This is a genomic window from Nocardia sp. TBRC8007, assembly GCF_056629435.1.
In genome coordinates, this window is the sequence record NZ_JBWSOR010000001.1 from 144,845 (window position 1) to 157,804 (window position 12,960).

At 63.7% G+C, this 12,960-nt stretch carries 12 protein-coding genes; 9 read left to right on the forward strand and 3 right to left on the reverse strand.

Annotation, left to right across the window (positions count from 1 at the left end):
• The first annotated feature begins 146 nt into the window (after positions 1 to 146).
• The 7 genes from rsfS to holA all read left to right on the forward strand — a co-directional run bounded on the left by rsfS (position 147) and on the right by holA (position 8,178).
• Entirely contained in the window at positions 147 to 563 is a 417-nt protein-coding gene (rsfS, locus tag ACX4ZE_RS00625; protein WP_480271259.1) for a ribosome silencing factor, read from the forward strand.
• Positions 560 to 1,219 carry a histidine phosphatase family protein gene (locus ACX4ZE_RS00630; RefSeq protein ID WP_480271260.1) on the forward strand — a complete coding sequence of 220 codons (660 nt, stop codon included), beginning with the start codon at positions 560 to 562 and terminating at the stop codon, positions 1,217 to 1,219. Before rsfS ends, ACX4ZE_RS00630 begins: the two co-directional genes overlap by 4 nt.
• On the forward strand, positions 1,209 to 2,054 hold the full coding sequence (gene octT / locus ACX4ZE_RS00635) for a diglucosylglycerate octanoyltransferase (protein WP_480271261.1): 846 nt from the start codon (positions 1,209 to 1,211) through the stop codon (positions 2,052 to 2,054). Before ACX4ZE_RS00630 ends, octT begins: the two co-directional genes overlap by 11 nt.
• A 3-nt stretch (positions 2,055 to 2,057) precedes the next feature.
• Entirely contained in the window at positions 2,058 to 2,903 is an 846-nt protein-coding gene (locus ACX4ZE_RS00640; protein ID WP_480271262.1) for a DegV family protein, read from the forward strand.
• Positions 2,904 to 3,428: 525 nt separating this feature from the next.
• The gene (locus ACX4ZE_RS00645) at positions 3,429 to 4,316 is read left to right on the forward strand and encodes a ComEA family DNA-binding protein (protein WP_480271627.1); all 888 of its coding nucleotides are present in this window, start codon (positions 3,429 to 3,431) and stop codon (positions 4,314 to 4,316) included.
• The gene (locus tag ACX4ZE_RS00650) at positions 4,313 to 7,051 is read left to right on the forward strand and encodes a ComEC/Rec2 family competence protein (protein WP_480271263.1); all 2,739 of its coding nucleotides are present in this window, start codon (positions 4,313 to 4,315) and stop codon (positions 7,049 to 7,051) included. The genes ACX4ZE_RS00645 and ACX4ZE_RS00650 overlap by 4 nt, the downstream gene beginning before the upstream one ends.
• A 155-nt stretch (positions 7,052 to 7,206) precedes the next feature.
• Positions 7,207 to 8,178 carry a DNA polymerase III subunit delta gene (gene holA / locus ACX4ZE_RS00655; protein ID WP_480271264.1) on the forward strand — a complete coding sequence of 324 codons (972 nt, stop codon included), beginning with the start codon at positions 7,207 to 7,209 and terminating at the stop codon, positions 8,176 to 8,178.
• 200 nt (positions 8,179 to 8,378) lie between these two features.
• On the opposite strand, the gene ACX4ZE_RS00660 is transcribed toward holA, so the two are convergent.
• Together ACX4ZE_RS00660 and rpsT are read right to left on the reverse strand one after the other, a co-directional pair.
• A complete protein-coding gene (locus ACX4ZE_RS00660; RefSeq protein WP_480271265.1) occupies positions 8,379 to 8,624 on the reverse strand; it encodes a hypothetical protein in 246 nt (81 codons plus the stop codon).
• 146 nt (positions 8,625 to 8,770) lie between these two features.
• On the reverse strand, positions 8,771 to 9,031 hold the full coding sequence (gene rpsT / locus ACX4ZE_RS00665; RefSeq protein ID WP_480271266.1) for a 30S ribosomal protein S20: 261 nt from the start codon (positions 9,029 to 9,031) through the stop codon (positions 8,771 to 8,773).
• 290 nt (positions 9,032 to 9,321) lie between these two features.
• On the opposite strand from rpsT, the gene ACX4ZE_RS00670 reads away from it, so the two are divergent.
• Complete coding sequence (locus ACX4ZE_RS00670; protein WP_480271267.1) at positions 9,322 to 10,110, forward strand: aquaporin; 789 nt, start codon at positions 9,322 to 9,324, stop codon at positions 10,108 to 10,110.
• A gap of 99 nt (positions 10,111 to 10,209) precedes the next feature.
• On the opposite strand, the gene ACX4ZE_RS00675 is transcribed toward ACX4ZE_RS00670, so the two are convergent.
• Positions 10,210 to 10,764, reverse strand: a complete 555-nt coding sequence (locus ACX4ZE_RS00675; protein WP_480271268.1) for a type II toxin-antitoxin system PemK/MazF family toxin — start codon at positions 10,762 to 10,764, stop codon at positions 10,210 to 10,212.
• Positions 10,765 to 10,994: 230 nt separating this feature from the next.
• On the opposite strand from ACX4ZE_RS00675, the gene lepA reads away from it, so the two are divergent.
• Complete coding sequence (lepA, locus tag ACX4ZE_RS00680) at positions 10,995 to 12,896, forward strand: translation elongation factor 4 (protein WP_480271269.1); 1,902 nt, start codon at positions 10,995 to 10,997, stop codon at positions 12,894 to 12,896.
• Positions 12,897 to 12,960 lie beyond the last annotated feature (64 nt).

Consider the following 12,960-nt stretch of genomic DNA (forward strand, 5'->3'; position numbering starts at 1 on the left):
GAGTGGTCAGGCCCGGAGGAGGCAGCGGAGCGTGGCCATGGAGGGCTCCGCTCGTGCCGGAAGGGATCTGGCATGAGTGGTCAGGCCCGGAGGAGGCAGCGGAGCGTGGCCATGGAGGGCTCCGCTCGTGCCGGAAGGGATGCAGCATGAGCGCGTCGGTCGAGTCGGTGGCGATAGCTCAGGTCGCGGCCCTGGCGGCAGATGAGAAACTGGCATCGGACGTGGTGGTGCTCGATGTGTCCGAGCAGTTGGTGATCACCGACTGCTTTGTGATTGCGTCCGCGCCCAACGAGCGCCAGGTGAACGCCATCGTCGACAACGTCGAGGAGAAGCTCCGAGCGGCCGGGCATAAGCCGGTCCGGCGCGAGGGCACTCGAGAAGGCCGCTGGGCGCTGCTGGATTATGTCGATGTCGTGGTGCACATTCAGCACAACGACGAGCGCAATTTCTATGCGCTGGAGCGGCTATGGAAGGACTGCCCCATCGTACCGGTCGTCGGGCTCGCCGGGGCGGCTTCGCAACAGCATGCCGCCACGACGATGGAGGATGAGGCCCGATCGTGAGCAGATATGTCGGCGTGCGCACCCTGATCCTGCTGCGCCACGGGCAAACCGAATGGAACGCCACCGACCGGATGCAGGGTCAGATAGACACCGAACTCACCGAACTCGGTCGCAGACAAGCTAAAGAAGCCGCGCGCGAACTAGTTTCGCGCAATGCCATCGCGATCCTCTCCTCGGATCTGCGTCGAGCTCGGGATACCGCCACAGCGTTGGCCGATCACATCGGGCTCACTGTCGTTCCGGACACCAGGCTGCGGGAGACCGATCTCGGTGCTTGGGAGGGATTGACTCACTTGGAGGTGGATGCGGACTATCCAGGTGCGCGTATGGCGTGGCGGTTGGATGCGAGCTACACCCCGCCGAACGGTGAGAGCAAACTCGAAGTCGGTGCGCGGGCGCTGCCGGTGGTGCGCGAGTTGCTGGCTGCGCGGCAGGATTGGCCCGGTCGGACCATCATTCTGGTGGCGCATGGTGGCTTGATCGCCGCGCTCACGGCCGCGCTGCTCGACCTGCCGCCGCAGAACTGGCCTGTGCTCGGAGGGCTGGCCAACACCAGCTGGGTGCAGCTCAGCAGCCACGGTCCCAGTATCGAACAGCCCGGCTGGCGTCTGGATGTGTGGAACGCGGCGGCAAAGGTGGCACCAGATGTCCTCTGAAGAGCCGATCGGATCAGTCCAGGACGAGTTGTCCCATACGGGGTCGGCGCAGGTAGCCGGTAAGTCGGTTGACAGAGTGGCCGACGCCGAATCCGCTGTCGTCGCCGTTCCCGCCAAACCGGGAGATACCGCGCGTCCGGTACTGCTCGTGCTCGCCGATTCGCTCGCCTATTTCGGCCCCGAAGGAGGTCTGCCTGCGAATGATCCGCGAATCTGGCCGAACCTGGTTGCTGCCGAATTGGATTGGGATGTCGAGCTGGTCGCGCGGATCGGTTGGACCTGTCGTGACGCATACTGGGCTTTGATCGGCGATCCTCGGGTCTGGGCCGCGGTGCCGCGCGCCGGTGCAGTGGTTTTCGCCGTCGGTGGCATGGACACACTGCCTTCGCCACTGCCGACGGCGCTGCGCGAGCTGATCCGCTATGTGCGGCCACCCACTTTGCGTCGCATCGTCCGCACCACGTACACCTGGTTGCAGCCGATACTGTCGAAACTCGGCGGCCTTGTGGCTCTTCCGCCGAAAGTGAGTGTCGGATACCTGGAACAGTCACGTACCGCGCTCGAGCAGTTGCGTCCCGATCTGCCTGTCGTCGCTGTGTTGCCGTCGGTACACAACTGCGACGCCTATGCTCGCGTGCACACTGGTAGGCCGCCCGCCGTCGAAGCGTTACGAGTTTGGTCCGAGCGGACGGCGGTGCCGCTGGTCGACTTGGGTGTCGCGGTGCGCGACAATATTTTCTCCGGTGAGTCGAATCCAGACGGCATCCATTGGGGCTGGGCAGGTCATATAGCGGTAGCCAACGCGATGGTCAAGACTTTGCAGGAGGTTCAGTAGTCCGTGGCCGTCGTGGTCGTCACAGATTCATCTGCCAGTCTTTCCGCTGAAATTCTCGACGAGCTGGGTATCGCCGTCGTTCCGTTACACATCCTGGTCGACGATCGAGCGCTCCGGGAAGGTATTGATCCGGTCGCTATCGACTACGCCTCGAATAAGGTGACCACCTCGGCTGCCTCACCCGGTGAGTTACGCGCAGTGTACGAGCAGGCGTGGGAGCGCAGTGGTGGGGACGGTGTTGTCTCAGTGCATCTTTCGCGACATTTGTCCGGCACTTGGGAGGCCGGACGGCAGGCCGTGCGCGATATGGACACTGCCGCAGGCAGGATCCGCTTGGTGGACTCACTGGGGGCTGGTTTGGCGACCGGACTGCCCGCACTGGCTGCGGCGCGGCAGGCTCGGGCAATGGCGTCGTTGGAGGTGGTCTATGAGACAGCGGTCGCCACCGCCGCGCGCGCCCATACGTTTATCTTGGTCAATCGCACCGAACAGCTGCGCCGCGGTGGTCGGTTGTCGTCGTCGGCGGCGTTCTTCGGGTCCGAGCTGGTCACCAAGCCATTGCTGCAGATGGTCGAGGGGAAGCTCGAGTTGCGCGAGAAGGTCCGTACCCGGTCCAAGGCGTACACGAAGTTGGTGGCAGCGGCGGTTGATGCGGCGGGCGAGGACGGTGCGGCGGTGGCAGTGCAGCACCTGGGTGCCGAAGATGCGGCGTATTCCATCGCGGACCAGTTGCGCGAACTCGTCCCAGGCATCCGTGAGCTCATCGTCGCCGAGTTCGGTCCCGCGCTGGCGGTACACCTCGGGCTCGGCTCGGTCGGTGTTCTCGTCGTTCCCGGAGGTTGCGGGTGATTTCGCTGTTAGGACCGATGTCAGGACGATGACCTCGTCCCAGGTGTCAGTGCTTCGGCTGGAATGATCGCGGCGAGAGCGTGACGCGTCAGGGGCCAGTGCGTCGAGGTAAGGCATGCGCGGCGTGCTTCTCTCTGCGAAGAATATGATGGGCCGCTCCACCGGCCGGAGGTCGAACCTTACACAGCGCGGCGGTTATCAACAGGTATATCGAATCGGCTGGTCGGAACAGGTCGTGCACTGTGCGGCAGAACTACTGTCGCCGCCATGTCACGACAGGACGAGCGCGAGTGGGTGCGACGGCGGTTGGACGAACGACTTCCCCGTGCGGTCGTCGAGACCGCGCCTGCATTTCGCGATAGTGCAGTGGCAGTCGCGCCCAGTGCTGGAGTCGACGGGAACGAACTCGCGTCAAGCGCTGTGAGGCGTCGATCTCGATCCGAGCCGGATCAATGGCTACCCGGCAGCTGGGGGCACGCCGGCCAGAATCGCTCGGCTCGGGCGGGACGGTGGGACCTCGAACGGTTGCCTGCCGACTCGGACCAAGACCTCGACTCGGGCCAGGACGAGGGTTCGGCACGGGAGGATGCCGGCGATATCGGTCGTGTGCGGTCGCCCAGTTGGCTGGAGGACTCGGTCACTGAAAAGCGCTTGTGGGATCGTATTGTGCCAGAACGGTTCCAAGGCATGCGGCTCGATCCGGGCAGTCGAGGCGTGCGCGTGCTGGCATTGGTCGGACTTGCCGCGATGGTGATCGCCGGAGTCGTGGTGTTCCAGGAACGACCGATCGCCCAATCAGTGCCGCCGGTGCCCGAGGCTCGGCCTGCTGTCGCTACGGATCTGTCGGATGCTGTGTGGCCAGAACGCGCGGTCGCCACCCAAGGCGTGGCGTCTGTTCCCGTCGTACCGCCTGCGCCCGCCGCTGCGGGGCAGCCGACTGAGGACTTGGTGGTCAGCGTCGTCGGCTTGGTGCAGCGCTCTGGTCTGATTCGGCTACCTCCAGGAGCGCGTGTCGCCGACGCACTCGCCGCGGCGGGGGGCACGCGGGATGGTGCTGACACCAGTGGGCTGAATCTGGCCCAACGACTGTTGGACGGAGATCAGATAACGGTCGGCCCAGCCGGCCCCGACAGCGGCCCTCCCCGGTCAGGGAGTACAACCATCAGCGCGGGTGGCCTGCCGTTGTCCGTTTCCGAACCAGGCCGTCTGTCGAGACCAGCGGGCAAGATCGACCTCAACGCGGCCTCCTCGGTAGAACTCGACGCCCTTCCCGGTGTCGGTCCGGTCACCGCAGGCGCCATCATCACCTGGCGTACCGCCCATGGACGCTTCACCTCTGTGGAGCAACTCGGCGAGGTCGACGGTATCGGCCCGGTTCGCTTGGCTCGGTTGCGTGATCTGGTGACGGTATGAACGCCGCTCGGCCCGCGACGACGGCCTTCTGGAATCGCGTCGCGGGTGTGCGATCGCCCGGTACCGGTATCCATGCCCATTCCGAATCCGTTCCGAATGGGGATAGGGGGCCGACGAGTGATGCCGATGCCGTCCAGCTGCTCGACGCACGGTTGCTTCCTGCCGCGCTGTGCTGCTGGGGTGCGACGATTGTGGTGTTGACGGCGGGTTGGCGGGTCGGAGTCGCACTGGCTGTCACATTGGTGGGGCTGGCCATCGGGTTATGGACGCTGCTTCGGCTGGTTGCGCATCGCAAGGAGCGCCGCCGAACGGTGGTGATGGTCGCGCTCGCGGCTGTGCTGCTCGGTGCGGGTTTCGCCGCTGCGGCTGCTTGGCGGGAGCATCGGGTTGTCACACATCCGCTGCGCGCGCTCTCCGGGTTGTCGCTGCGTGTAATCGTCACGCCGACGGGAGATCCGAAACCATTGCGCAGCGCGATATCCGGTAACGGCAACCAGTGGATTGTCCGTGCCGGCCTGGGGGAGTATCGGCGTGCGGGCAAGACGGTGCGTGCTGGGGGCGCGGTGGTGGTGTTGGCCGCTGGGCCGGAGTGGGCCGAGCTTTCGCCCGGCAGACCGGTGGAGTTCCTGGCACGGGTGGATCAGCCGCGTCGAGCCGATCTCACCATCGTGACGTTACGCGCGCAAGGACCGCCCAGGATTGTCGGGTCGTTGCCGTGGTGGCAGCGCGTCGCGAATTCGGTGCGCACGGACTTCGCGGCATCGGCAGCGCGGGTCCTCTCGGCCGATGCCGCAGGATTGTTGCCTGCGCTGGTTATCGGTGATGTCTCGAAGCTGCCCGACCAGGTGCAGGACGACTTCGAGATCGCGGGGCTGCAGCATGTGTGCGTGGTGAGTGGTGCGAATTTCACCATATTGCTGTCGATTGTCCTGTTTGCCATGCGTCTGCTCACTTTAGGGCCACGCACAGCGGTGGTCATCGCTGCGGGGGCGCTGCTGATGTTCGTGGTCATCGCGCGACCCGATCCCAGCGTGTTGCGGGCCGGTGCGATGGGTGCGATCACGCTCCTCGCTGTTCTCACCGGTCGTCGTAAACAGGCACTGCCCGCATTGTGCGTGGCAATCATCGCGTTGCTGGCCTGCTGGCCGGGACTGGCTGTCAGTGCCGGCTTCGCCCTGTCGGTAGTCGCGACCGGAGGGTTGATCTTGTTGGCGCCCAGTTGGGCGGACTGGCTGCGGGCCAGAGGGTGGTGGCGCGGGCCTGCCGAGATCGTCGCGGTTTCCGCAGGGGCGTTTCTGGTCACTACGCCGATCATGATCGCACTCACCGGCGAGCTCAGTCTGGTTGCCGTATTCGCGAACATTCTCGTTGCACCAGTTATCGCGCCGATCACAGTGATCGGCGCCTGTGGTGCGGTGTTGGCGTGCCTGTGGTCTCCACTGGCCGAGCTCATCCTTTATGGTGCCGCACCGCCGCTGTGGTGGTTATTGACGGTCGCTGGGCACGCGGCCTCAGTGCCTGGTGCGACTATTGCGGTGCCGGACGGTCTAGGCGGTGGGCTGATGGCCTGTGCTGTCGTTGTGATCGCAATAACGGCTTCGCGGTCGCGCGTCGTGCGTCGTGTTGTCGCGGTCGTGGTTCTCGGGGTCGCGGTGGTCGTTCTCCCGGTGCGGTTCTGGCATCCCGGTTGGCCACCGAACGGTTGGGTGCTCGCCGCTTGCGACGTCGGTCAAGGCGACGGCCTGGTCCTTGCGATCGGTCCCGGCACCGCTGTTGTCATCGACGTCGGACCCGATCCGCGTGCGATCCGAAGGTGTCTGGATCGCTTACGTATCTCGCGTATCCCGCTGCTGATCCTCACCCATCCGCACGCCGACCATATCGGCGGGCTCGCGGGCGCGCTACACAACCGTACCGTCGATGCGTTGGCTGTCGGCATCCATGAGCTCGACGGACTGTTGCCGGCCGTCACGCCCGAATCCGCTCGATCGACGCTCGAAGCCGATTACGGATGCCAAGCGGTGGCTTCCTTCGCACTGCCTGCGAATTCGCATGAGCATACCAGCGCTGCACCGGATAACGCGGACCGACAGCAAAAGCCGTTACGTACGAACGTGAACGGCCTCGTTTCGCCCATGCGAATACCGTGTGGTCCGGAGAATTTCGGGCCTGGGCAGATAACGGCGAGATCAGGTGTCGACCTTCCGAGCATGCCGGTTACTGGGCTGCCGCGGGTTGTGTCCGCAGCCAGGAGCGCAGGCGTGCCGTTGCTGGAGTTGGTGGCCGGACAGGTGTTGGTTTTCGGTGCGGTCGAATTAGAGGTGCTGGCGCCGGGCCGCAGCAGCCCCCGACCGATTCGAGGCGCGGAAACCGATGCCGCGAACGATCGTTCAGTAGTTATCGCCGCTGACACACTCGCCGGTCGTATTCTACTCACCGGGGATATCGAAGCACCCGCGCAGCATGCGCTTATGCGCGCCGGTACCTCGGTCCAGGCTGATATCCTCAAGCTTCCGCATCACGGATCACGCACTACGGCAAGAGAATTCCTGTCGGCGGTGCGTCCTCGTCTGGTATTGGTCAGCGTCGGTGCTCGTAATCCATTCGGACATCCTCATCCTGCCGTCCTCGCGGATTTGTCCACCCTCGGTGCGAGGGTGGTGCGGACCGACCGGCGCGGCGACATCGTAATTCTCGGCGACAGTGGACATCTGCGCATGACGAGTTCTCGCTGAGCGGTATGGTCCAGCGCTACCCGAAACCGGCGGGACCTGGCGAGCAGGGGCATCGATGTCAGATCGTAGGATCTGACTGTGAGTGAGCGCGGTGAGCGGATCAACTTGGCAGGGCTCCGGAATGCAACGGCATCTAATTGTGGGACGGTGGCGTGATGAGTGAGCATCCCGCACCGGTTCACCTCGTGCTCGGCGAAGAAGAACTGTTGGTCGAGCGTGCGGTGGGAGCGCTGACCGAACAGGTACGCGCGCTGGCTTCGGATCCGGACGCGGTGCCGATTGATCGGCTACGTGCGGGGGATGCGGGCACCGCGGAGCTGGCGGAATTGTTGAGTCCCTCGTTGTTCGCAGAGGATCGGGTGATTGTTCTCGAGGCGGCGGCAGAGGCGGGTAAAGACGCGGTGTCGGTGATCACTGAAGCGGCGCGTAATCCCTCCGACGGTGTGGTGTTGGTGGTCGTGCATTCCGGCGGCGGACGAGCCAAAGCACTTGTGCCTGCTCTACGGAAGGCAGGCGCTGTCACGCATGACTGTGCCAAACTGACCAAGACTGCGGAGCGCGTCGAATTCGTGCGTGGTGAGTTCCGCAACGCAGGGGTGCGGGTATCCGGTGAGGTCGTACAGGCGGTACTGGAAGCAGTCGGTTCGGAACTGCGTGATCTCGCCGCAGCCTGCGGTCAACTCGCCGCAGACACCGGCGGAAGAGTCGATATCGCCGCGGTGCGTCGTTACTACTCGGGTAAAGCGGAGGTCTCCGGGTTCGACGTGGCCGAGCGCGCGGTCAAGGGTGACCGTCCCGGCGCGATGGAAGCGTTGCGCTGGGCGAGTGATCGTGGTGTGCCGCATGTCGTGCTCGCCGACGCTCTCGCAGACTCGGTGCACACTATCGCACGCGTTGGTTCGGCTGGGCGCGGTGATCCGTTCAAGCTAGCCCAGCAGCTCGGCATGCCGCCGTGGAAAGTGAAGAAGGCGCAAGCCCAGGCCCGTAGCTGGACCGTAGAGCGCATCGGCACGGCACTCCACGTGGTAGCGGCCCTCAATGCCGAGGTCAAGGGCGGTGCCGCCGACTCGGGCTACGCTCTCGAGCACGCCCTCGCCCAGATTCTGGATCTGCACGGCGCGGGGTAGGCGACGTAGCTCATCACGCTACACGTTGTTATCGGATACCGCATCGATGGGGAGTGGGTGCGCACACCAGTGCGGTGGTGACCCGGCGAACTGCCTGGCAGCCCGCCGAGCACCGATGATCAACGAGCTGCGGGCGGGTCACCGACGAGCATTCTTCGAAGACGCATGGTTCGATTCGTCGGTCCGTGCGCCATGCCGGGCTACTCCACCGAGTTGAGTACCAGCTCCCCTTCGCCGTCCGCGTCCTCGTAGCGACCCTCCCACTCCTCGTAGGCAGGTACATCCTCATCTCGTGTGACGATCCACTCCAACGAGTAACCGCCCTCGTCGTCGGGAACCAGTACATTCTCGATTCTCAATCCGAATCCGAGCACCTCGGCCGCACGGATCACGTCGGGCAGATCCTCGGTGCGAACGACCGTCTGATTGGCATACACGGTTACCATGTGCGGAATGGTAGCTGGAACCTCTGGTACATGCGGGTCGATCCAGAAACCTCCAGATCGCGAAATCTCGACGCGACGACAAGAACCGCCGTGGTCATCGAGGCCACGGCGGCTGCGTCAGAGGGTATGGGCGGTATCGAGAGGGATCAGAGCTTGTTGAAGGCCAGTGCCAGAGCCGACTTCTTGTTGGCGGCCTGGTTCGCGTGGATGACGCCCTTCGAAGCGGCCTTGTCCAGCTTACGGCTGGCGAACTGCAGGCGCTCGGCGGCCTTGTCCTTGTCGCCAGCGGCCGCGGCCTCACGGAAGCCACGGATGGCAGTGCGCAGCGCGGACTTGACCGACTGATTGCGCTTACGCGCTTTCTCGTTGGTGCGGATCCGCTTCATCTGAGACTTGATGTTGGCCACGCCTGATTCCTCGTGTTCCTGTCTGGTGGTCTGTCCTGGGAAGTTCGGGAGCGCGCGGCACACCCGTGGCTTCCGGGCAACGCAGCGCCGAGGATCGAGGGTACCAGCCACGGTTCAGCGCACGAAATCGGTGCCGATTCGGCGGAGTGGCGCCATGGTTTTCGAAGTCATTGTAGAGAACACCGGACTCGCGTAGCGTCCAAAGAGTAACTGCTTGTTTTCGAGCGGCACTGCTGTCGAAGCGATACCACGACTCGTCATGACATGTCTGGAACGTGGAAGGTGGACAGATGTCTCCAACGGCCCAGGAAGTAGTCGAAGAGGCTGCCGAGGACAGACCGATTCCCGAGAGCAAGAAGTGGGGCGCCGAGGCACTGGGCACCTTCGTCCTGGTCGTCTCCGGGGTCGGCACAGCGGTGCTGGCTGGTGATCGGGTCGGTATGCTGGGAGTCGCGTTGGCTTTCGGTTTGGCGCTGATGTTTCTCGTCTACTCGATCGGGCCGATTTCGGGCTGCCACGTCAATCCAGCTGTCACGGTCGGGCATCTACTGCTCGGACGAATCAGTGGGGTGGCCGCAGCCGGGTATGTGATCGCGCAGCTGATCGGCGGATTCCTGGCAGGTCTCGTATTGTTCGCGCTGGCCAAGAACCTTCCGTCCTATGATCGCCTGGCCGACGGGCTAGGCGCGAACGGATGGGGTGAGCACAGTCCGGCGACGGCGGGGGGTCCGCTCGGCGAGACGGCCGTGCAGGACGGTTATGGGATGGCCGCGATGATCATCGTCGAGGTGATGTTGACTGCCCTGCTGGTTTTCGTAGTGCTGTCCTCCACCGATCAGCTCTCCGACATGCCGTTGGCCGGTCTGTCCATCGGTGTGACATTGACTGTCATCAATCTTGTGTCGATCCCGGTGGACAACGCTTCGGTCAACCCGGCCCGCAGCCTTGCCGTGGCGCCCTACCAGCCCGGTGCGATGGGGCAGGTCTGGGCATTCGTGGTGTTTCCCCTGATCGGTGGCATCGTGGGTGCGTTGCTGTACGGCCTGCTCTACGGGCGTTCCCGCAATATGAGCTCCTGAGTACGCGGGTTGCTTCTGCGCGGATTTCCGGAGTCGTACTTACGAGTCCCCTCAGCTCGTCATCCGTACCCGCGGCGGTGCTCTTCATCAGGAGCGCGATCAATACCAGGAGTACTCCGCACAGAGCCGATGGGCTACTGAGTCGAATGTCTTGCGCGCCAGAATCGCGCCCTCGCGGCGGATACCCTCTTCCGGGACATCGAGTACCCGGTCGAGTCGGACCCAACTGGGTCGTCCTTCCTGATCCCAGGATCCCCCTCCGATACCGATCCAATCGCGGTCGTGCGCGCGTGCTGGATTGGACGACAGCATCAAGCCGAGCAGTGTATGGCGATCGCGGCCGACCACCAGCACCGGTCGGTCCTTACCATTGCCCGGATCCTCCTCGAACGGTACCCAGGTCCATACGATCTCGCCGGGATCGGCGCGCCCATCCAGTTGCGGCGCGTACACGATCCGCCGGGCCCGCTCAGCGGTCGGGACCGGTGTCGACGCGGCAGGCCGCACCGCGATGCCACCGGATGCGCGGCGCTGCGTCAGCGTTCCCATCAGTCGCTCGACCAGCTTCGGCCCCTGCTGCTTGACGATTTTCGGACCCTGCTCCTTCGCGAGGAGACCGATCTGTTTGCCGAGTGAGTTCCAACTTCGGGCCATCTCTGGAGGATAACGGCGTACTCTACGCTTCTCATCCGCTCCGAATCCATTGTGTCGCTGGTGCCATCACGATTCGGCCGGTGTGTGATCCCTAGTGACCAGCAGTCGACCAGCGCGTCCAGGTCCACTCGGATACAGGCTATAAAGGGACTGTGAACACGCAGCGTCGCAGGCGTTGTAGATCCAACACAGCTGATCCGACACAGGAGCGACGCACCGTTCATGGGACGATGGATGACAGTTCGCCGATACCCATGAGGAGTGGAGTGCCCGCCAGCTTCGCCGACACGACGTTCACCGATCCCGCTCGGATCCGGAACTTCTGCATCATCGCGCACATCGACCACGGTAAGTCGACTCTGGCCGATCGGATGCTGCAACTGACCGGTGTGGTCGAGGAGCGGCAGATGCGTGCCCAGTATCTGGACCGGATGGATATCGAGCGGGAACGCGGTATCACGATCAAGGCTCAGAATGTGCGGCTGCCCTGGAACTCTCGGTCGGGGGAGAACGCGGGCACCGATTTTGTACTGCATCTCATCGATACGCCCGGTCACGTGGACTTCACCTATGAGGTCTCGCGGGCGCTGGAGGCGTGCGAGGGCGCGATTCTGCTGGTCGACGCTGCGCAGGGCATCGAGGCGCAGACACTGGCCAACCTGTATCTGGCGCTGGACAAGGATCTGACCATTATCCCGGTGCTGAACAAGATCGACTTGCCCGCCGCGGATCCGGAGCGCTACGCCGCCGAACTGGCGCATATCGTCGGCTGCGAGCCGTCAGAGGTACTGTGCGTCTCCGGTAAGACCGGTGCGGGAGTGGCCGATTTACTCGACCAGGTGATCGATCAGGTGCCGCCGCCGGTCGGCGTCGCTGACGCACCGGCTCGTGCGATGATCTTCGACTCGGTCTACGATACCTACCGTGGCGTGGTCACCTACGTCCGTGTGGTGGATGGCACACTGACTCCGCGCGAGAAGATCAAGATGATGTCTACCGGAGCCACCCATGAACTGCTGGAGATCGGCATCGTCTCGCCCGAGCCCAAACCGACCCAGGGTCTGGGAGTCGGCGAGGTCGGCTATCTGATCACCGGTGTGAAGGACGTGCGCCAGTCCAAGGTCGGTGACACTGTGACCAGTGCGCGCGGTGGCGCTGCCGAGCCGCTCACCGGGTACCGCGAGCCGCGTCCTATGGTCTACTCCGGTCTCTATCCAGTGGACGGCTCCGACTACCCGGATCTTCGGGATGCTTTGGAGAAGTTGCAGCTCAATGATGCCGCGCTGACCTACACGCCGGAAACCTCGGTGGCGCTCGGTTTCGGTTTCCGCTGCGGCTTCCTCGGTTTGTTGCACATGGAGATCACCCGTGAGCGGCTCCAGCGCGAGTTCGGCTTGGATCTCATCTCCACTGCGCCGAATGTGGTGTATCGAGTGGAGATGGAAGACGGCGTCGAGCACATTGTCACCAATCCCTCGTATTGGCCGGAAGGTAAGGTCCGCAAGGTCTACGAGCCGGTCGTGAAGTGCACCATTATCGCGCCGAGCGAGTTCATCGGCTCGATCATGGAGCTGTGCCAGTCCCGTCGCGGTGAACTCGGTGGTATGGACTATCTCTCGGAGTCCCGTGTCGAGCTGCGATACACCCTGCCGATGGCGGAGATCATCTTCGATTTCTTCGACTCGCTGAAGTCGCGCACCCGCGGTTACGCCAGCCTTGACTACGAGGAGGCGGGTGAACAGGAGTCGCAGCTGGTGAAGGTGGATATTTTGCTGCAGGGTGAGACGGTGGACGCATTCAGTGCGATCGTGCACAAAGACGCGGCCCAGGCCTATGGCCACAAGATGACCAGCAAGTTGCGTGAGCTGATTCCTCGCCAGCAGTTCGAGGTGCCGATTCAGGCCGCGATCGGTTCCAAGATCATCGCGCGGGAGAACATCCGGGCCATCCGGAAAGACGTGCTCTCGAAGTGCTACGGCGGTGACATCAGCCGTAAGCGCAAACTGCTGGAGAAGCAGAAAGAAGGCAAGAAGCGGATGAAGACGATCGGCCGCGTCGACGTTCCGCAGGAAGCCTTCGTAGCCGCTCTGTCTTCTGATGCGGCCGCGGACAAGCCCAAAGACAAGAAGTAGTACGGTCGGTTCGCCGTGAAAGTACGCGCCGGTCGGCTTCTCTGCCCTGAACTGGACGAATCCA